General features: G+C 70.9%; 21 protein-coding genes. 5 read left to right on the top strand and 16 right to left on the bottom strand.

The window, feature by feature from the left end; all coding sequences use genetic code 11:
- Position 1: 1 nt before the first annotated feature.
- The 6 genes from ACTOWY_RS24110 to ACTOWY_RS24085 form a co-directional block, all read right to left on the bottom strand.
- A complete protein-coding gene (locus tag ACTOWY_RS24110; protein ID WP_441311928.1) occupies positions 2-760 on the bottom strand; it encodes an alpha/beta fold hydrolase in 759 nt (252 codons plus the stop codon).
- A 12-nt stretch (positions 761-772) separates the two neighbouring features.
- Positions 773-1264, bottom strand: a complete 492-nt coding sequence (locus ACTOWY_RS24105; RefSeq protein WP_441311927.1) for a GyrI-like domain-containing protein — start codon at positions 1262-1264, stop codon at positions 773-775.
- Between the two features lie 79 nt (positions 1265-1343).
- Positions 1344-2225: a class A beta-lactamase gene (gene bla, locus ACTOWY_RS24100; protein ID WP_441311926.1), complete on the bottom strand. Its 882-nt coding sequence runs from the start codon at positions 2223-2225 to the stop codon at positions 1344-1346.
- A gap of 50 nt (positions 2226-2275) precedes the next feature.
- Complete coding sequence (locus tag ACTOWY_RS24095) at positions 2276-3190, bottom strand: glycosyltransferase (RefSeq protein WP_441311925.1); 915 nt, start codon at positions 3188-3190, stop codon at positions 2276-2278.
- 19 nt (positions 3191-3209) lie between these two features.
- The gene (locus ACTOWY_RS24090) at positions 3210-4331 is read right to left on the bottom strand and encodes a serine hydrolase domain-containing protein (RefSeq protein ID WP_441311924.1); all 1122 of its coding nucleotides are present in this window, start codon (positions 4329-4331) and stop codon (positions 3210-3212) included.
- A 40-nt stretch (positions 4332-4371) separates the two neighbouring features.
- Positions 4372-4869 (bottom strand): MarR family winged helix-turn-helix transcriptional regulator, encoded by a 498-nt coding sequence (locus ACTOWY_RS24085; protein ID WP_441311923.1) that lies wholly within the window; start codon positions 4867-4869, stop codon positions 4372-4374.
- A gap of 42 nt (positions 4870-4911) precedes the next feature.
- On the opposite strand from ACTOWY_RS24085, the gene ACTOWY_RS24080 reads away from it, so the two are divergent.
- Genes ACTOWY_RS24080 through ACTOWY_RS24070 form a run of 3 tightly spaced genes read left to right on the top strand, consistent with a single transcriptional unit; the run spans position 4912 to position 7654 of the window.
- The gene (locus tag ACTOWY_RS24080; protein WP_441311922.1) at positions 4912-5781 is read left to right on the top strand and encodes an EamA family transporter; all 870 of its coding nucleotides are present in this window, start codon (positions 4912-4914) and stop codon (positions 5779-5781) included.
- A gap of 6 nt (positions 5782-5787) precedes the next feature.
- On the top strand, positions 5788-6417 hold the full coding sequence (locus ACTOWY_RS24075) for an NAD(P)-dependent oxidoreductase (protein ID WP_441311921.1): 630 nt from the start codon (positions 5788-5790) through the stop codon (positions 6415-6417).
- A gap of 46 nt (positions 6418-6463) precedes the next feature.
- Positions 6464-7654, top strand: a complete 1191-nt coding sequence (locus tag ACTOWY_RS24070; RefSeq protein ID WP_441311920.1) for a serine hydrolase domain-containing protein — start codon at positions 6464-6466, stop codon at positions 7652-7654.
- Here the strand turns inward: ACTOWY_RS24070 and ACTOWY_RS24065 are convergent.
- The 4 genes from ACTOWY_RS24065 to ACTOWY_RS24050 all read right to left on the bottom strand — a co-directional run bounded on the left by ACTOWY_RS24065 (position 7647) and on the right by ACTOWY_RS24050 (position 10615).
- Positions 7647-8084, bottom strand: coding sequence for a VOC family protein (locus ACTOWY_RS24065; protein WP_441311919.1), 438 nt, complete (start codon positions 8082-8084; stop codon positions 7647-7649). The two genes, ACTOWY_RS24070 and ACTOWY_RS24065, sit on opposite strands and share 8 nt — an antisense overlap.
- 109 nt (positions 8085-8193) lie before the next feature.
- A complete protein-coding gene (locus ACTOWY_RS24060; protein WP_441311918.1) occupies positions 8194-8808 on the bottom strand; it encodes a hypothetical protein in 615 nt (204 codons plus the stop codon).
- 15 nt (positions 8809-8823) lie between these two features.
- Positions 8824-9741, bottom strand: coding sequence for a DUF5829 family protein (locus ACTOWY_RS24055; protein ID WP_441311917.1), 918 nt, complete (start codon positions 9739-9741; stop codon positions 8824-8826).
- Positions 9742-9799: 58 nt separating this feature from the next.
- Positions 9800-10615 carry a hypothetical protein gene (locus ACTOWY_RS24050; RefSeq protein ID WP_441311916.1) on the bottom strand — a complete coding sequence of 272 codons (816 nt, stop codon included), beginning with the start codon at positions 10613-10615 and terminating at the stop codon, positions 9800-9802.
- A gap of 187 nt (positions 10616-10802) precedes the next feature.
- Here ACTOWY_RS24050 and ACTOWY_RS24045 point away from each other — a divergent pair, with 187 nt between their 5' ends.
- Both ACTOWY_RS24045 and ACTOWY_RS24040 read left to right on the top strand, forming a co-directional pair.
- Entirely contained in the window at positions 10803-12917 is a 2115-nt protein-coding gene (locus ACTOWY_RS24045; RefSeq protein ID WP_441311915.1) for an NACHT domain-containing protein, read from the top strand.
- 58 nt (positions 12918-12975) lie between these two features.
- Positions 12976-13569, top strand: coding sequence for a DinB family protein (locus tag ACTOWY_RS24040; protein WP_441311914.1), 594 nt, complete (start codon positions 12976-12978; stop codon positions 13567-13569).
- Between the two features lie 19 nt (positions 13570-13588).
- Here the strand turns inward: ACTOWY_RS24040 and ACTOWY_RS24035 are convergent, their stop codons facing one another.
- The 6 genes from ACTOWY_RS24035 to ACTOWY_RS24010 form a co-directional block, all read right to left on the bottom strand.
- Positions 13589-14734 (bottom strand): hypothetical protein, encoded by a 1146-nt coding sequence (locus ACTOWY_RS24035; protein ID WP_441311913.1) that lies wholly within the window; start codon positions 14732-14734, stop codon positions 13589-13591.
- Positions 14735-14931: 197 nt separating this feature from the next.
- Positions 14932-15711 (bottom strand): ABC transporter permease, encoded by a 780-nt coding sequence (locus ACTOWY_RS24030; RefSeq protein WP_441311912.1) that lies wholly within the window; start codon positions 15709-15711, stop codon positions 14932-14934.
- Complete coding sequence (locus ACTOWY_RS24025) at positions 15708-16673, bottom strand: ATP-binding cassette domain-containing protein (protein WP_441311911.1); 966 nt, start codon at positions 16671-16673, stop codon at positions 15708-15710. The genes ACTOWY_RS24030 and ACTOWY_RS24025 overlap by 4 nt, the downstream gene beginning before the upstream one ends.
- A gap of 153 nt (positions 16674-16826) precedes the next feature.
- Positions 16827-17408 (bottom strand): EXLDI protein, encoded by a 582-nt coding sequence (locus ACTOWY_RS24020; protein WP_441311910.1) that lies wholly within the window; start codon positions 17406-17408, stop codon positions 16827-16829.
- 91 nt (positions 17409-17499) lie between these two features.
- On the bottom strand, positions 17500-18075 hold the full coding sequence (locus ACTOWY_RS24015; RefSeq protein ID WP_441311909.1) for a DUF7134 domain-containing protein: 576 nt from the start codon (positions 18073-18075) through the stop codon (positions 17500-17502).
- 28 nt (positions 18076-18103) lie between these two features.
- Positions 18104-18604: a DUF1772 domain-containing protein gene (locus ACTOWY_RS24010; protein ID WP_441311908.1), complete on the bottom strand. Its 501-nt coding sequence runs from the start codon at positions 18602-18604 to the stop codon at positions 18104-18106.
- Positions 18605-18617 lie beyond the last annotated feature (13 nt).

Genomic DNA, 18617 nt, shown 5'->3' with positions numbered 1-18617 from the left:
TTCAGCCCGCGCGTCGGATCGGTATCCAGGTGGACACGGCCTCGTTACGCAGGAACTCGCCGACGATCTCCCGGCACAGCACGGGTTTCTCCTCCAACAGCGCGTGCGAGGTACCAGGCACCACAGCCAGCTCGGCGGTGGGGATGCCGCGGTAGAGGGCGAGGGTGTGTTCCAGGCTGATGATGTCGTCATCGGCGGCCAGCACCAGGGTGCGCGCGCTGATCCCGGCCAACTCCGCGGTGCTGAGCAGGGTCTCGTCCCTGGCGGACTCGGCGAGTTTGCCCGCCACCACCTGGAGGTGCTCCGGTGGGTGCGGGGCCACCTCGGCGTAGGCCCTGGTGATCACCTCGGGGATCTCGCCGCCCGGCTCCGGCGTGAACAGCCAGCCCGTGTGGTCGTGCACGCCACTGATCAGCACCAGTTTGCGGACCAGGTCCGGTCGCCGGTGTGCCAGCAGCAGCGCGACCACCGCGCCGTCGCTGTACCCGGCCAGGTGCACCGGGGCGCCGATGACGGTGTCGATGAAGGCGATCATGTCCTCGGCCATGAGGTCGTGGCTGATCGGCCCGTCGACGTCGGGGGTGTGGCCGTGGCCGCGGCGTTCGGGCAGGTAGACCTGGAAGTGCCCGGCCAGGCCGTCCAGGTTGCCCGCGAAGCAGCGGGCGTCGGTCATGCCGCCGTGCAGCAGCACCAGCGCCTCGCCGTCGCCGCGGACGTCGTACCAGGTGGGGACGCCGTTGACGGTCACCGTGTGTGGCATGTCCGGGCGCCTTCAGTCCGCGAGCCGGTAGGCCAGCTCGGTGTCCCACTTGTTCATGTCCGGCTCGACCTGCGGGTTGGTCAGGTAGCTCTCCATCCGGCAGCCCCAGTGCTCACCCTGTGCGGAGGTGGTCATATCCCAGGTCAGGCCCTGGGCCTCGGCCCAGGCGAACATGCCGGTGATCGTCTCGATCAGCCCGTCCGGGTGCCCGTGGTGGATGAGGGTGACGTAGCGCCCGGCGGGCAGCTCGCCCGGCTTGATCTCGCCCTCGCCGGGCTGCGGTTCGGCCACCGGCACCCCGGCCTCCACCACCAGCTCGGCGTCCATGTCGATCACGTGGTAGCGGAGGAACGGGGCGCCGGCGATCTCCTGCCCACGGCTCAGGAGCAGGCCGACGATCTCGCCGATCCGGTCGGCGACGAGGTGGAAGGTGGTCATGGTGACCGTGGCGGTCACGCCCAGGTAGGGCTGGGCGGCGCGGGTCTGGATCTGCGGCTCGGTCATCGGAGGTCCCCTTCCGGGTTCGGGTGTCGCTCACCCGACGAACGAGCCTGCCGCAGATCGACACCCCGCGTCGGGCAACTCAGCCCAGTGTGTCGGCCAGCACCGCGGCGGCCTTGGCGACCAGGGGACTGTCCGGCTTGGCCGCCTGCTCCGGTTTGGTGCTGTAGACCGCGAGCAGGATCGGCGTGCCGTCCGGGGTCCAGGCGATGCCGACGTCGTTGTTGGTGCCGTAGGAGCCGGTGCCGGTCTTGTCGGCCAGCTTCCAGTCCTTGGGCAGTCCGGCGCGGAAGCGGTCGCCGCTGGTGGTGTTGGCCAGCATCCAGTCGGTGACCTGTCGCCGGTCGGGCGGGGTGAGGGCGTCGCCGAGCAGCAGGCGGCGGTAGGTGGTGGCGATGGCGCGTGGGCTGGTGGTGTCGGTGATCCGCCAGGGTTCGGCGGAGTTCAGCTCGGTCTCCCACCGGTCCAGCCGGGTGCGGTGATCGCCGAGGGAGCGGCAGAACTTCGTGATGCCGGTGGGGCCGCCGATCTCGCGGAGCAGGAAGTTGGCCGCGGAGTTGTCGCTGTGGCAGATGCCGGCCGCGCTGAGTTCGGCGATGGTCATGCCGTTGGCCAGGTGTTCGGGGGTGCCGGTGATCGGTGAGTAGGTGACCAGGTCGGCCTGGGTGTAGTGGATCCGCTTGGCCAGCACCTCGCCGTGCTGGTCCAGATCGCGCAGGATCGCGGCCGAGACCAGTGGCTTCCAGCTGGAGCAGAGCGGGAACAGCTCGTCGGCCCGGTAGGCCACGGTCCGCCCGGTGCCGAGGTTGCGGCCGTAGACGCCCAGCCGGGCGCCGTGTTCGCGTTCCAGCTCGCGCAGCCGTCCGGTCGCGCCCGGGGTCGCGGCGGACGCGGTCCCGCCGGGGATGGCGGCGGCCAGTGCCGCGCCGGTGGCCAGTCCGAGAAACGATCGCCGGGTCCGCATCCGCACTTCCTTGCTTTTGTGGATCACTGCCGCTGCCATTGAACACGTCCTCAGCGCAGTGCGGTGATCCATTCCAGGGCGATGTCCGGACCCGGCAACGCGGCGATCTCTCCGGCGTACTCCTGGGTACGGCGCGCATACTCAGGATCGGTGAGCAGTGCGGCGGCATTGGCACGCACCTGGTCCGGGGTGGCGGTGGTGGGGTCGAGCACCTTGGCGAAGCCGAGTGCGGCGCACCGTGCCGCGTTGTGCGGCTGGTCGGCGCCCATGGGCAGCAGCAGGGCGGGCAGGCCGTGCGCGAGGGTGCCGGTGACCGCGCCGGATCCGCCCTGGGAGACCACGAGGTCGCAATGCGGCAGGATCTCCGCCTGCGGCCGGTAGCGCTCGACGCGCACGTGCGGGGGCTGCGGACCGAGGTCGGCCGGGTCGCGGAAGGACAGCGGCAACCCGGCCAGCACCAGACGGCGCAACATACTCAGCCCGGGATCCGGCGCCAGTCCCTGGGTGGCCCGCCACTCGTGCAAGGGACCGCCGACGACCTCATCGGTGGCGAAGCCGCCCGCGGGCATGCAGGTCATCGAAGCGCAGGGCTGCCCGAGCTGGTCGGCCGCGATCGCCGCCGCGTAGTCGGCCCCGTCCCGGACCAGGACATCCGGCCGCCACCGCGCGAGCAGAGTCAACAGGCCGGGCAGGCGTTCGCCGGTGACCCGCCGGGCGAAACCCTCCCGCAGATCACGGCGTTCGCGCTCCGGGTCCAGGGGTGCCAGCGGGGTGATCGCGGCGGCGTTGTCCGGCCCGCCGGAGCCGACCGCGAAGACGGTGAACCCGGCCGCGGCGACCGCCGCGCGCAGCCCGGGGCCACTGGCGAAGGCGACGGTGTGCCCGGCCGCGAGTGCCGCCGTGGCCAGTGGGATCAGCGGTTCGAAGTGGCCGTTGCCGCCGGCGAAGGTGAACAGGATGCGCACGACGGACCAGCCTGCCGCCTCAGCTCGGCGGCCGCCACGGTTCGCCGCAGAACTCCCAGTTGATCACATTCACCATGTGCAGGACCTGCTTGCCGTCCCTCGGGCTGAACAGCGAGCTGGACAGGATCACCTGCCTGCGGGTGTCGGCGGTGGCGAAGGCCATGGTCGAGTAGCCGGGGATCGCGCCGGTGTGGCCCCACAACCGGACGCCGCAGGTGGTGCTCATCTCCTCCACGCCAAGGCCGTAGCGGGGCCACACCGGGTTCGTCGTGGCCACCGCGTCGGTGCGCATGCGCTCGGCCAGCCCGGGTGGCAGCAGGACACCGGAGTGCAGGGCGGTGTGGAAGCGCTGGAGGTCGCCCGCGGTGGAGACCACGCCGTAGGCGGCCCAGGCGAAGGACGGGTCCAGCTCGGTCAGCTCGACCCGAGGGCCGGGGTCGATCCGGTAGTGGCCGGAGGCGTGCGGACCCCACAGCCGCGGGTGCCGGGGCAGTTCGCTGGCGTGCATGCCCGCGGGCCGGAACACCCGCTGCCGCAACTGGTTGTCCAGGGTGTCGCCGGTGGCCCGTTCGATGATCATGCCGAGCAGGATGTAGTTGGTGTTGCTGTACTTCCAGGCGCCGGGCGGGCTGTGGCCGAGGGCGTTGGCGGCGCGCACCAGATCCGCCGGCGAGTGGTGGCGCTGGGTGTAGACCGCCGGATCGGCGAACTCGGGCGCGGCCGTGTAGTCGGTCAGGCCGCTGGTGTTGTGCAGCAGCTGTTCGATCCGGATGCCGTCGCCGCCGGGGACCACGCCGGGCAGCCGGTGGCCCAGGGTGTCGGTCAGCGCGAGTCTGCCCTCGTGCACGAGTCCCAGCAGCACGGTGGCGACCAGTGGTTTGGTCAGGCTGGCGATCCGGAACCGCCCGTCGGCGGGCAGTGGCGCACCGGTGTCCAGGTCGGCCACCCCCGCCCGTGCCCGGTGCACCCGGTCGCCGGTGCGCACGGTGAGCACCACGCCGGGCACCCCGGCGGCGACCATGCCGTCCAGTTCCCGCTGGAGTTCCGGGCGGACCCCGGCCACCGCGGTGCCGGGCAGGGCCACGGTGAGGCTGACGAAGGTGAGCAGCAGCGCCGCGAGCCGACGAAGAGTTGATCTCACGGGCCGACGCTACCGAGGCGTTGCTGAGAGCCTTCACAGCTCAGAACACGCTGTCACCCAAGGAGATCAGCAGCGTGCGCAGGATGGCGGCGAGGTCGGCGCGCTGCGCCGGGGTGAGCGCGGCGAGCAGGTACTCCTCGGTGGCGAGGTGGTCGGGCAGGGCCTGGTCGATGAGCTGCTTGCCCTCGGCGGTGAGCTGGACGTGCACCACCCGCCCGTCGGTGGGGCTGGGTTCGCGGGTGATCAGGCCGCGGGCCTGCAGGCGGTCCAGGCGCTGGGTGATCGCGCCGGAGGTGACCATCGAGGAGCGCATGAGTTCGGCCGGGGTGAGCCGGTGCGGCGGGTTGTTGCGGCGCAGGGTGGCCAGCACGTCGAAGGAGGGACGGTCCAGGCCGTGGGCGGCGAAGGTCTTGTCCATCGAGGCGCCGGTGAGCCGGTTGGCCCTGGCCAGTCTGCCGAGCACGGCCATGGGTGAGACATCGAGGTCAGGGCGCTGGGCGGCCCACTGGGCGAGCACGCGGTCGACGTGATCTGTCACCACCCCATCCTAGATGCCTTAGCGATGAGATACATTGTCTTAGTGCTAAGCAATCGCCTGGGGGTTGTGCTGGCCACCGCACTCGCCCCCGCCGTCTGGGGATCCACCTACCTCGTCACCACCGAACTGCTCCCGCCCGACCGGCCACTGCTGGCCTCGGTGCTCCGCGCCCTGCCAGCGGGTTTGCTGCTCATCCTGATCACCCGGCGATTACCGCGCGGTCAGTGGTGGTGGCGGGCGGCGGTGCTGGGCGCGCTCAACATCGGCGTGTTCAACGCGATGCTGTTCATCGCCGCCTACCGGCTGCCCGGGGGTGTCGCGGCCACCCTGGGCGCGATCCAGCCGCTGCTGGTGGCCGGTTTCGCCGCCGGACTGCTCGGCCAGAAGCTCACCACCCGGACCCTGGTCGCCGGGCTGGCCGGGTTCGCCGGGGTCAGCCTCCTGGTGCTGCGCGCCGACGCCGAGCTGGACGGCGTCGGCATCGCGGCCGCGCTGGCCGGCGCGGTGGTGATGGCCCTAGGCGTGGTGCTGAGCAAACGCTGGCGGGCCGACGCCCCGATGCTCGCGGTCACCGGCTGGCAACTCGCCGCGGGCGGACTGCTGCTGGTCCCGGTCACCCTGTTCGCAGAAGGGCCGCCGCCCGCGGCGCTGACCGGGCCCAACCTGCTCGGCTACGCCTACCTGGCGATCATCGGCTCGGCCTTCGCCTACGCGCTGTGGTTCCGCGGTATCCACGCCCTCTCCCCCACCGAGGTCACCTTCCTCGGCCTGCTCAGCCCACTGGTCGCCACCCTGCTCGGCTGGCTCGTGCTCGGCCAGCACCTCACCCCGGTCCAGGGGCTCGGCGGTCTCGTCGTGCTGGCCGCGGTGGTCACCGCCCAACTCCCCGCCCGCACTCTCGTCAGGAGCTGATTTCCCTTGCGCATCACCGTGTTCGGCGCCACCGGAGCCACCGGCAGCCGCATGGTCGCCGAGGCCCTTGCCCGCGGCCACCAGGTCACCGCCGTGGCCCGCTCGGCAGCCCGTTTCCCGGACCTGCACCCGCAGGCCACCCACCGCGCCGCCGACGCCACCGACCCGGCCGCCATCGCCGCCCTGGCCGCCGAGGCGGACCTGGTGATCACCGCGACCCGCCCGCGACCGGGCCGGGAGCCGGAACTGGTCCAGGTCACCGAAGCGCTGTTCACCGGCCTGCGCGAACGTGACGTCCGGCTGCTGCTGGTCGGCGGCTCGGCCAGCCTGCGGGTGGCCACCGGCGAACTGCTGGTGGACACCGCCGACTTCCCGGCGCACCTGCGGCCGATCGCGCTGGCCTGCAAGGACCAGCTGGCCGTCGCCGAGGCGAGCACCGGGGTGGACTGGACCTACCTGAGCCCGCCCATGCTGCTGGAACCCGGGGTGCGCACCGGCCGCTACCGGACGGGCAAGGACGAGCTGCTCATCGACGAGCAGGGCGATTCCGCGATCTCCATGGAGGACTTCGCGGTGGCGCTGCTGGACGAGGCCGAGCGGCCCCGGCACCGCGGCCGGTTCACCGTGGCCTACTGAGCACTGGGCTTGACCTTGACCCAAGGTCAAGCTGAACGCTGACCGCATGACACACCACAACACCAACTCACGGACCTTCCGGCGAGTGGGGGCCACCGCGCTGGCCGTCACCCTGGTGGCCGGGGCGGCCGTCGGCAGCGCACTGCCGGCGGCCGCGGCCCAGCCGCACCGCCCCGAGCTGCAGCAGGCCATCGAATCGCTGGTGGACAACGGTTTCGGCGGAGCGCAGCTGCGGGTGCACGACCAGCGCGGCGACTGGGTCGGCAGCGCCGGGGTGCGCAAACCGGGCGAGACCGCGAAACCGCCGACCAACGGGCGGTTCCGGATCGGCAGCAACGCCAAGGTCTTCACCGCGACCCTGGTGCTGCAACTGGTGGCCGAGGGCCGGATCGGCCTGGACTCCCCTGCGGTGGAGTACCTGCCGCAGTTCGCCCTGGACCGGCGGATCACCGTGCGGATGCTGCTGGCGCACACCAGCGGACTGTTCGACCACACCGGCGAGTACTACCCCGACGGCACGGTCGTGCCAGGAATCCCCTGGCAGGGCAAGGAATGGGTGGACAAGCGCTTCCACACCTACCAGCCCGCGGAGCTGGTCCGATTCGCCCTGTCCAAGCCGCCGAGGTTCGCGCCGGGCGCGGACTGGAACTACTCCAACACCAACTACGTGGTGGCCAGGCTGCTGGTCGAGCAGGTCACCGGCCGCCCGTTCGCCGAGGAGTTGCAGCGGCGGATCCTGCGGCCGCTCGGGCTGCGGGACACCGTGTCGCCGGGCGCCTCGACGGAGATCCCCGGACCGCACGCGCACAGCTACTACCGGTACGAGGACGCCGGGCAGTGGAAGACGATCGACGTCACCCGGCAGAACCCGTCCTGGATCTCCAGCGCCGGTGACATGATCTCCACCACCAAGGACCTGCGCGTCTTCTTCGCCGGACTGCTGGGCGGGAAGCTGCTGCCTGCCCAGCTGCTGGCCCAGATGCGCGTCCCGCACCCCAAGAGCGGTTTCGGCCTCGGCCTGCGCGTGCTGGAGGCGGGCCCGACCTGCGGCGGCACCCTGCTCTACCACAACGGCGGCGTCAACGGCTCGGGCGCGCTGCTCTACAGCACACCCGACGGCAGCCGGACCCTGGAGGCCTCGCTGACCGCGGGGGACGCCGCGATCAACCCGGCGGTGGAGTTCCAGAAGGCGCAGCAGAAGCTGGTCAACCTGGTCTTCTGCGACCAGATCAGCTGATCTGCTCGGCCAGGGCGACGATGATGCCCGCGGGGCCACGCAGGTAGCAGAGCCGGAACAGGTTCTCGAACTGCGTCACCTCGCCGACGAGTTCCGCGCCATGGGCCCGCAGGCGGGTGATGGTGTCCTCGATGTCGTCCACGGTGAACATGACGCGGCGCAGGCCCAGCGTGTTCGCCGGGGCGTCCGGTTCACCGGCGCGCACCCGAGGGGAGCGGAACTTCGTCAGTTCGAGTTTGCCGTGGCCGTCCGGCGTGCGCACCATCGCGACCTCGACCTGGACCCGCTCCAGTCCGACGATGCGGTCCAGCCACTGGCCCTCAGCGGGTGCCTCGCCCTCCAGTTCCAGGCCCAGTTCGACGAAGAACGCGATGGCGGCCTTGAGGTCCTCGACCACAACGCCGACGTGGTCCATCCGCTGAATCGCCATGGTGATTCTCCTCCTGCCTCGCGCGGCCGGTGGTGGCCGCTGATGTCCCTGGGACGAAACCCGTCGGCCGTTCTCGACATCCGCGGCGGACCAAGTTTCGCCGACCTACTCACGCCCACTTGCCGCGCAGGTGGGCGAGGTAGGCGGCCGGTCCGCCGTGGGTGTGGCACTGCGCCCCGGGCCGGACGTGCTCGACCCCAGCCCGGGTGACGCGCAGGGTGCTGGTGGCGCGCCGATCCCGGCCGGGGTGGCCGTCTCCCGCGTCCAGGACGGGCACATCCGGGGGGAACTCCGCCCGCGCGGCCGCCGGGCCTGCCACCGGTGCGCGGCCGGTGCGGTTGGCGCTGCTCACCCGCAGCGGGTGGGTGAGCAGCGGCCGCAACGGCGCCCAGCACGAGCCGAACACCAGCACGAACCCCTGCCGCGCCGCGTCCAGGACCCAGCGCGGCGCGGCCGGGGTGATCGGCAGCAACGCCGTCACCCGCTCCTCGACCAGGAGCGTTCTCGCCAGGGCGACACCGCGCGGATCGAGGTCCAGGACGGCGGCCAGTTCCGCCCACGGCCCGTCCTCGGCCAGCCACAACGCCACCGCCTGGTCGGCGGGACGGCCCTTGGCGGCGTTGACTGCCTCGGCGGTGGCGGCGGCCACCACCGAGGTCAACGGATACGGATTGGGCAGGACCACCGCCGCACCTCGGTCCAGCGCGGCCGCCACCCCGGTCAACTCAGTGATGGCGGCTCACCGCTGGAAGGTCCAGGTGGCGCGGGCGCCGGGTCCGACGGCCAGGGTCGAGCGGCCGATCCGGTGCTCCTGCCGGGCCCCCAGCGGCCGGTTCAGGGTGAACTCGATGCTCCGCAGGCCGATCTCGGCCAGCGGCACCGCGTCCAAGCGCATCGTGGTGCCGCCACGGGTGGCCAGCACCCCGCCGGGAGTCGGCACGACCACGAAGCCACCGGCCTTGAGCAGCGGCAACGTCACGTTCAGGTCCCGCGAGGTGATGGCAAGGTGGATGGCGGAGACATCCCGCATCAGGAAGTCGCGGTACTTCTCGGACAGGTAGCGGTCCCGGCTGACGTCACCGGGGTAGGCGGGCGGGCCGATCTTGGTGCGCGGGTCGGACAGGAACTCCTCCCGGTACTCCATGCCCCACGCGTTCAATGACTCATACGGTTCGGGACTGGTGAAGATGGCGTCGAACCACGGCACCGGCTTGCCGTCGCCGAAGTCCCTGGTCTGCTGGAAGTCGACCGGCTTGACGCCTTGGTCCACCAGGCGCTGGCGCACCGTCTTGAGGTCGCCGGCGTGGTCGGGGGAGACACCGAACCCGGTGGCGCCGAGCTTGCCGTCCGAGCCCGGCAGGTCGCCAACGCCGAACAGTTCGACGTAGGTCTCCCGGCCCATCAGGTAGCGGCCGGTCCACTTCTGGCCGCCGGCGCCGGTATTGGTCTGCACCGTGAAGTTGGAGAACTCCTTCATGTACGGGGAGTGCTCGATCGCGTCAGCGGTCTCCCGGTCCAGCACCCCATAACCGTGGTTGAAGAACAGCAACTGCCGTGCCGGGGTCTCCGCCGAGGCCGTCCCGGTGACACCGGTGAGGGCGAGCGGAACGGCCAGCGCGACGGCGGTGAACGCGCGTAATACCCGTCGAAGGATCATGGCCGGATGCTAGGTCGCGCTGACCTGCGCTGTCGGGGGTTCGGGCAAATCGGGACCCCTACTTGGCGCCGAGTCCGAAGTCCTTGCGCTTGATCTTGGCCCGGCGCCCGTCCGGGTGGTGGAAAACGATGCCTTCCGCGAGATGTCCCGGCGCGAACCTGCTGTCCAGGGTGGCCAGGAAGTCGCGTAGCTGCTCGAAGTCGCGTGGCACCTCGGAGATCGTCGGCGCCTGGAGGTTGAACGGCACGCACAGGTGCTCCGCCAGGGCCAGCGGATTGCCCTGGACCCGGGGGCCGAGTGCTTCGCAGGGGTGCTCGCCGTCGGGCCAGCCGGAGACGTCGGTGTTGCCGGCCGCGGTGTGGATCCACCTGTCCTCGGCCGAGTTCTCGCTGGTGTCCACGTACCAGCCGTCGACGATCCCGAGCTGCTTCTGCTCCTTGCTCGGATTGCGCCGCTTCTCCACCCGGACCACCCGGCCGGCGCGCACGGTCAGCCGGACGTTGGTGCCGTCGAGCTTCTCGGTGCCGACCCCGGCGCCGTCGAAGACCCACGCGCACTCCGCCCGCGGCCGGTCGACCACCCGGAATCGTTCGTCGCGCTCGAAGAGCGTGGGGATCTTCTCCATGACCTGTTTTCCCTTCGAGACTTGCCCGATCAGTTCCGCATAGGTGATGACCCCGCCGACCAGCCCGGCGGCCAGCGCCCGCACCAGGTCCGCCACCGAGGTGTCCGCCTCGACGGCGACGTGCTTGAGCGCCTTCTTCTCCTCCGGGGAGATCCAGGCGACCAGCCGGGACCACCCCTCGGGCGGCGTCCACCGGGCCAGCGCGGCCGGGTCCTTTCGGGGTCGTCCCCTCCCCCTGGCCTCATCCATGGGGAAAACCGTAGTGGGATCTTTACTGCTGTGTCAATTGGCATAACAGTAACTACTGCGCAGGTCAGAGGCCAGATCCTGCACCGGAATCACACCTTGGGTGCGACGAGTCGCCTGATCGGCCCAAGCTGCCCCAGGGGTGCCAGCGGGAGGATGGAACCGAGCGGGCCGGAGGGGGGAACGCTTGGTGGCGAGGTCAGAGCCGGATCGGTCGCACAACCAGATCACCTCGAAGACGGTGTCCCAGGTGGCACAGGTCGGCGCGGTGCACGGTGACCAGCACATCCATCTGACGGTCGCCGCGCCTGCCGACCCGCTGGAGCAGGCCGCCGAGCACCTGGCAGGTGCGGTGCGGGCCCAGTGGCGCGCGGAGGAGGACCGGCTGCGGATCTCGGCGCCGTTCCCACTGCCGGTCCGGTGGCGGCGCGCGGCCGAGGTGCCGACTGACCACTGGGCCAACATCCGCTGTCTGCCCGCCGGGGCCACGGCCGACCCGTTGCCGCTGGACGGCGGACTGGCCGAGATCGTGGAGGTCTACCGCCGGGTGCCGTCCGGGCGGCTGGTGGTGCTGGGCAAACCCGGATCGGGCAAGACGATCCTGACCCTGCGGTTCGTCCTGGACCTGCTGGAGAACCGTACCGGCACCGGGGTCGTGCCGGTCATCTTCAGCCTGGCCGCCTGGGATCCCACCACCATCACGCTGGAGAACTGGCTGGTCAGCCAGCTGCGGAAGGACTATCCGATACTGGCGGCCGGGCAGCCCACGGCCGCCGGGCTGGTCAAGGACCGCCGCGTCCTGCCGGTGCTGGACGGGTTCGACGAGATCGCCAACGGTCTGCACACCGCCGCGCTGGCCGAACTCAACGCCACCACCATGCCGCTGCTGCTCACCGGCCGCACCGAGCAGTACGCGGCGGCGGTGGCCTGCGCCCGGGTACTCTCCGGGGCCGCCGTGGTCGAGCTGGCCGACCTGACCCCGGCGGACCTGACCGCCTACCTGCCGCGCATCGCCCGCACCGACCGCGGGTGGGCGGCGGTCCTCCGCGAACTGCACGGCAACCCCCGGAGCCCGGCGGGTGCGCGACTCACCGCGGTGCTGAGCACCCCGTTGATGGTCGCGATGGCCCGCGGTGTCTACAGCGATGTGCCCGGCAAGGACCCGGCCGAACTGCTGGACCGCGGCCGGTTCGGTTCCCGTGAGGCCATCGAGACCTACCTCATCGGCACCTTCACCACCGCCGCCTACCAGCGCCCGCCCGAACCGGGCCGCCGGCGCTGGGACCCCAGGCTGGCCGAACGCTGGCTGAGCTACCTCGCCTGGCACCTGAACCGGCTTGGCAAACCCGACCTCCAGTGGTGGCAACTGGGCGAGACCCTCCGTCGCCGGACCCGTGCACTGGTGGTCGGCCTGGTCTCCGGTCTGGCGACCGGGCTGATGGTCGCGGTCGCGGACACCCTCGGGACCGGGAGCGTGCGCGGGCTGGCCCACGGGCTGTTGCAGGGGTTGCTGACCGGGATCGCCTTCGGCGTCGTGCACCGGGGGGCGCTGTGGCTCGCCCCCGGCGCGCTGGAACCGGCCAGGGTGCGGATGCGACTGCGCGGGGCGGCCGGCCTGCCGCGCGCGCAGCTCCGCCAGCGCGTGCGGTGGGCGCTGGTGATCGGACTGCTCTTCGGCGTGGCGTCGGCCTGCGTGCGCCAGCTCCAGACCGCCCTGGTCCTGGGCGCCTTCGAGCCGGTCGGCGTCCTGCTCGTGGACGTGATCGTCTACGTGCCGCTCTACGGGCTCGCCGGTGCGGCCACCGCCCTGGTCACGGCCTGGCTGGAAACCCCGCTGGACACCACAGCCGCTCTCAACCCCACCTCCTTGCTGCGGACCAGCCGGGAGCACGAGACGATCCGGCTGCTCGTCGTGGTCCCGGTGTTCTTGCTGGTGATCGGGCTCGGCACCGGAGCTGTAGTCGCGCTCATCCGCGCACCCGCGGCCGAATTCGGGATCGGCGTCATCTGGGACCTTCCCTTCGCGCTGACGCTGGGCCTCAGCACTGGCTTCAGCGCCGCGTTCGGCTATGTGCTCAGCGCGACCGCCTGGGGCCAGTGGCTGGCCCTGTCCCGGGTGTGGCTGCCGCTGACCGGCAGGCTGCCCTGGTCGCTGCCCGCCTTCCTGGCCGACGCCCACCACCGGGGTGTGCTGCGCCAGGCCGGGTCGGCCTACCAGTTCCGCCACGCCCGCTACCAGGACCACCTGGCCCAGGCATACCAGGCGCAGTGGCGTTCGGCGCGAGCCAAGGCGGACCGGAACTGACCTACACGGTCGGCAGAATCGTCTCCACAACGACACCATGGAGCCTGGAGGACGACCCATGTACGCACCCGCCCAGCACGACGAGATCACGGGCCTGGTCAACTACCTCGACCAGCAGCTCACGGCCATCCGGGCCGCCGCGTTCGGCCTGACCGAGCAGCAGGCGCGCGAGACGCCGTGCCGGAGCGCGTTGTCGGTCGGGGGCATCATCAAACACGCGGCCTACGTCCTGGGTGGAGCGCTGGAGCGGTTGCGCACCGAAGTCACCGAGCAGCCGGTCGATGGGGCGGCGTACGCCGCGTTCACCGACAGCTTCACCGTGCGCGAGGACGAGACGGTGGCCGGGACCATCGAGGACTTCGACCGGGTGCGGGCTCAGCTGCTGGCCGCGGTCGCCGCGACCGATCCGGCCGGCGACACCATGGCACCACCCGCGCCGTGGCATGGGATCTTCGACGCCCGGCCGATTCACGCTCGCTACTTCCTGGTGCACCTGGTCGAGGAGTGTGCCCGGCACGCGGGCCACGCCGACATCATCCGCGAGCAGCTCGACGGGGTGGCGGTGCCGTCGTTGGTGCTCACCCTGGCCGGGGCGAGCGCCAACGACTTCTTCCAGCCGTACCAGCCGATCCCGGGCACCCTGCTGGCATGAGGTGCGACCTCGGGCAGGCTCACCTGGCCATGAGCTGGTCCAGTTGGCGTTCGGCGCGTTCGGCGCGGGCCAGGGTCTGGGCGCGGGCCTCGTCCAGGGCGGCCAGGCGTTCCTCGGCGGTGCTGCGGGCGGACTCGACCGCGGCGGCCAGGTCCCTGGTGTGGGTTTCGCGCAGGGTGCGGAGTTCGGCGCGGGTGTGGTCGAGTTCCTCGCGGGCGTCCTTGGCGGACTGGTCGGCGCGGTCGGCCCTGGTGACGGCTTCGGCGCGGGCCTGTTCGGCTTTGGTGACGCTGAGCTGGGCGGTGCGTTCGGCGTGCTGGGTGGCGGTGGCGGCTTCCTGTTTGATCTGGGCGATGGTGTTGGTGGCCTCGCGCTGGGCTCGTTCCACCGCGGCCGCGGCGTCGCGTTGGACCGCCTCGATGGAGGCGGCGGCCTCACGCTGGGCTTGCTCGACGTCCTTGGCGGCCTGACGGCGGGCTTGTTCGGCCTGGGCCACCGATTCCTCGCGGGCGCGTTCGATCTCGGCGGCGGCGTCCCGGCGCACGCCCTGGATGAGGACCTCGGCTTCGTTGCGGGCGGCGAGGACTTCTTCGGCGGCCTGGCGGGTGGCGGTCTGGGCCTGGGCTTCGGCGTGGTCGCGGGCGGCCAGGGCGGTGATCGCCTCCTGTTCGGCGGCTTCGGCGGCGCCGGCCGCGTCGTCGGCGGCGGCTTCGGCCTGGGCGCGGGCGGACTCGGCTTCGCGGCGGGCCCCTTCGGCGGCGACCGCGGTGGACTCGGCCTCGGCGATGCGGCGGGCGGCGTCGGCCTGGACCGCCTGCACCTGTGCCTCGGCGGCGCTGGGGTCGGCCAGGGTGGACAGTTCGGTGACCGCCGAGTTGAGGGTCTGGTTGAGCTGGCCGGCCAGGGTGCGGAACTGCGTCAGAAGCTCGTCGGCGCGTAGTCGGGCCGCGGTGACAGGGCCCAGCTGTTTCGTCACGGTGACGATGGATTCCGCAGCTTCTTCGCCCTGTTGCTGGCGTTGACGTTCTCGCCAGGCCCGCCAGCGGGTGTGTTCGGGCAGGTCGCAGTACTCCGAGGGGCGTCCTGGGCCACCGGTGCGGGCGATCGGGCGGCTACAGCCCGGGTAGTTGCATATTCCGGCCTCGCGGGTCACTTCGGCGTTCACCCGTAAATCGTAGCGTTACTTTCGTCGCGAGCACACGTAACGACACGAAACGAAATCGGATAAGGGCGGCGTGGGCGGCGCAGACGAAAGCCTTGGTTGACCTCCGATAAGTGAACATTATCGGAGGTCAACCAGGGCTGGATTGAGTTGGTCAGCCGGGTTGGCTTTGGTTTGCGTTGCGTTGGTATGACGAAACGTTATTGCGACGTATCACTGTTGTAGCGACGGAGCGCGAAGAAGTAGCCGATGCCGGTCAGCAGCAGGCACCAGCCGAGGGCGAAGATCCAGCTGGTGCCGATCGGCGTGCCGGTCAGCAGTCCGCGCAGGGTGTCGATGATCGGCGTGAAGGGCTGGTGCTGGGCTACCAGGGCCACCCCGTCGGACATGGCCGAGGTCGGGATGAACGCGCTGCTCAGGAACGGCAGGAACTGGAGTGGGAAGGCCGCGGTGTTGGCGCCGCCCACGGTCTTGGTGGCCAGGCCGATGGCCACCGCGAGCCAGGTGAAGGCGATGATCACCAGCGAGAGCAGGCCGAGCACGGCCAGCCACTCCCCCACGCCCGCGGTCGGCCGGAAGCCCATGAGCACGGCCAGCAGGATGATCAGCGTGACGCTGATGAGGGTGCGGATCAGGCTGCCCAGCACCTGACCGCTGAGCACCGAGCCGCGGCTGATCGACATGGTGCGGAACCGGGCGATGATGCCCTCCTGCATGTCGGTGCACACCTTGATCGCCACCGCGCTGCCGCTGGCGCTGCCGATGGCCATCACGATGATGCCTGGGGTCAGGTAGTCCAGGTAGTTGCCGGTGCGGGCCACCGGGGACATCGCGTTGCCGAAGACGAAGGCGAACAACAGCATCATGAGCAGCGGCATCACGATTGTCATGACCGTCATCAGCGGGTAGCGCTGGGCATGCCGGAGATCGCGGCGCAGCATGGTCACCGAATCGCGGACGGCGTAGGACATGGTGGTCATCGGGCCAGTTCCTTGTCAGTGTCGGCCGGGTGGCCGGTGAGGGCGAAGAAGACGTCGTCGAGGTCGGGGGTGTGCACGGTGAGCCGGTCGACCTCGACCGAGTGGCCGTCCAGGCGGTCCAGCACCGCGCGCAACTCGGTCACGCTGCCGTCGCTGGGGATCTGCAGGGTGCGCTCGTCCGGATCACTGCTGCCGGCCGGGAAGATCCGCGCGGCGGCGGCCAGTTCCTCGCCGGTGGGGAACTGGAGGCGGACGAATCCGCCGGGGATGCGGCGCTTCAGCTCGTCCGCGGTGCCCTCGGCGACCAGCCTGCCGTGGTCGAGCACGCCGATCCGGTCGGCGAGCTGATCGGCCTCGTCCAGGTACTGGGTGGTCAGCAGCAGCGTCACGCCCTGGTCGGCGACCAGGTCCCGGATGATCTGCCACATGGTGTGCCTGCTGCGTGGGTCCAGGCCGGTGGTGGGCTCGTCGAGGAAGATCACCCGGGGTGAGCCGACCAGGGTCATGGCCAGGTCGAGCCGCCTGCGCATGCCGCCGGAGTAGCCGGCCACGATCTTGTCCCCGGCCTTGACCAGGTCGAACCGCTCCAGCAACCCGGCGGCGCGGCGACGACCCGCGGCCGGGGCGAGGTGGTTGAGGTCGGCCATCAGCTGGAGGTTCTCCCGGCCGGTGAGCAGGTTGTCCACCGCGGAGAACTGCCCGGTGACGCCGATCGCGGTGCGCACCTTGGCCGCCTCGGTGACCACGTCGTGCCCGGCCACCCGCAGCTGCCCGCCGTCCGGGCTGATCAGGGTGGACAGGATGCGGACCGCGGTGGTCTTGCCTGCCCCGTTCGGGCCGAGCAGGGCGTAGATCGTGCCCTCGGCGACGTCCAGTTCCAGGCCGTCGAGCACGAGGTGGTCGCCGTAGGACTTGCGCAGACCGGTGGCGGTGATCGCCGACCGGCCGGTCGGGATGTTCATGATGAACCCATTTCCTTTGCGTTTGCTAATGTCAAGGGGCGCGTTGAACCAGCCTCGCCAGTGCGGACACGGCGAACTCAGGGCAGCGCGAAGAAACCTGGCGTATCGGCCGTGCTCACGGCCGTGTGGAGAAACCGCTGACGGGACAGCGGATCAGATGTCGAGGTCCTCGACCGGCGGGTGCTCGGCGGCGCGGGCGATCAGCGTGTACAGCTCGTCCGGGATCTTCTCCCGCAACTGCTCCACGGTCTCGACCACCTCCAGGGTGGCCTCCCCTTCGGCGAAACCCCAGGTCTGCTCGCCGAGTCCGAGGAAGCTGGTCCAGCTCTGGTTCTGGCCCATGCCGATCAGGCCGCGCCAGCCACCGGCGGGCGGACTCGCCCCGGCCGGGTCGTTCTCGGTCGGCGTCCAGTTGGAGGTCCAGTCCGGCGAGCGGTCCACGTGCAGCACGAACTTGCCGGTGCGGGAGCGGTAGACGCGGTAGACCTCCATCCGCTGATCGGAGGCCGCACCCCACTCCCCGAGCAGCACCCCGGAGAAACGCACCTTGCGGCCGACCCCGGGTCCGACCTTGACCACGATCTCGTCGAAGCCCGCGGCCCGGCCCTCTTCGATGTCTACGTACCGCCGCAGGGCGGCCACGATCGCGGCGGACAGGCTGCCCCCGGCGAGTGCCTGTGCTCGCTGGAACAGCTCCAGATCCTCACCGGACACGTAGATCGTTTTGTTCGGCACGACTGCATCCTAGCCCCCATCACCTGGCTTGCTATACGTATGAGTGTACGTAGATGGCGTGGACAGCGCAATACTCGCGTTGTCCACGCCATCAGTGCAGGTGAGAGGGTTGGAGGATGCGCAGCCGTTCCTGCTCGACCCGGGCGGCGGCCTCGCGTTCGCGTTCCTGCTCGGCCGCGCGGGCTTGTTTGGCCAGTTCGGCGCGCCAGCCGCGGCGGGAGCGGACCGCGTCGCCCAGGGCGATCACCGCGGCGAACAGGGCGATCCAGCCGCCGAAGTCCAGGCCCAGCACGTAGGCCGGGTCGTCGCCCTCGCCGAGCCGGGCCACCGTGGAGATCACCATGACCGCGGCCGCCACACCGATGGCCGCGCGGGGGCGGCCCTGTTCGGCGGCGGAGTACAGCGGGGCGGCCAGCGGCACGGCCAGGCCGATCGGCGGCAGTTCCAGGGTGTAGTAGCCGATCAGCGCGGCCGTGCTGAGCAGCATGATCAGCACCGGATAGCGGCGGCGCAGGAACATCAGTCCGGCCAGCACGCCGACGAAGGCGAAGGCGAGCAGGCTGGGCTGACCGGTGCGGCCGACGTTGGCGATGATCGGCGCGCTGACCGCGATCACCACCAGCACCGCCAGTGCCGCGTCGGTCAGCAGCGGGCGGCGGATCAGCATGGTGTCCACTGTGGACCAGGGCGGGTGCTCACGCCACGTCCCGGCCGCGCTGGAAGCGGAGCAGGCCGGTGAAGGCCAGGGCGGCGGTGGCCACGGTGAAGGCGATCCGGAAGTAGTGGCCGAAGACGAACTCCGCGGCGGTCTGGCGCAGGAACTCCGCCGGGTGCACGGCAAGGCCCTCGGTGAACATGATCGTGTTGCGCGGCCAGAAGTACAGCGCGGAGAACAGGAACTCCCCTGCCAGCAACGTGATCAGGCTGGCTGCGAACCACCAGCGGGCCCGCGGCCGCCGCCACAGGGTGATCGCCGCGAGCACCGCGGTGAGCGTGGTGGCCATGCCGAGCGGCCGGAAGATGTGGCCGGGTCCGACGACCTGGAAGAAGGCCATCGACTCGGCGAGGGAGGCGGGTGGGTCGCGGAAGATGTTGGGGTAGAGCAGCGCGGTTTCCACGAGCACGCCGCCGCAGGCGATCATCGCGACCCAGACGTAGGTGATCGAGACGGTGCTGGCGAGGCGGGCTCGGTTCATGGTGTCCCCCTGG

This window comes from Crossiella sp. CA198, assembly GCF_052078295.1.
Taxonomy (GTDB): Bacteria; Actinomycetota; Actinomycetes; order Mycobacteriales; family Pseudonocardiaceae; genus Crossiella.
This window is presented reverse-complemented; position numbering and strand designations above follow the sequence as displayed.

Coding starts and splice junctions, on each gene's coding strand:
- ACTOWY_RS24030 (WP_441311912.1), bottom strand. CDS start 15,711: ATGACCACCATGTCCTACGCCGTCCGCGATTCGGTGACCATGCTGCGC.
- ACTOWY_RS24025 (WP_441311911.1), bottom strand. CDS start 16,673: ATGAACATCCCGACCGGCCGGTCGGCGATCACCGCCACCGGTCTGCGC.
- ACTOWY_RS24070 (WP_441311920.1), top strand. CDS start 6,464: ATGACACACCACAACACCAACTCACGGACCTTCCGGCGAGTGGGGGCC.
- ACTOWY_RS24065 (WP_441311919.1), bottom strand. CDS start 8,084: ATGGCGATTCAGCGGATGGACCACGTCGGCGTTGTGGTCGAGGACCTC.
- ACTOWY_RS24010 (WP_441311908.1), bottom strand. CDS start 18,604: ATGAACCGAGCCCGCCTCGCCAGCACCGTCTCGATCACCTACGTCTGG.
- ACTOWY_RS24050 (WP_441311916.1), bottom strand. CDS start 10,615: ATGGATGAGGCCAGGGGGAGGGGACGACCCCGAAAGGACCCGGCCGCG.
- ACTOWY_RS24040 (WP_441311914.1), top strand. CDS start 12,976: ATGTACGCACCCGCCCAGCACGACGAGATCACGGGCCTGGTCAACTAC.
- ACTOWY_RS24110 (WP_441311928.1), bottom strand. CDS start 760: ATGCCACACACGGTGACCGTCAACGGCGTCCCCACCTGGTACGACGTC.
- ACTOWY_RS24015 (WP_441311909.1), bottom strand. CDS start 18,075: ATGCTGATCCGCCGCCCGCTGCTGACCGACGCGGCACTGGCGGTGCTG.
- bla (WP_441311926.1), bottom strand. CDS start 2,225: ATGCGGACCCGGCGATCGTTTCTCGGACTGGCCACCGGCGCGGCACTG.
- ACTOWY_RS24105 (WP_441311927.1), bottom strand. CDS start 1,264: ATGACCGAGCCGCAGATCCAGACCCGCGCCGCCCAGCCCTACCTGGGC.
- ACTOWY_RS24055 (WP_441311917.1), bottom strand. CDS start 9,741: ATGATCCTTCGACGGGTATTACGCGCGTTCACCGCCGTCGCGCTGGCC.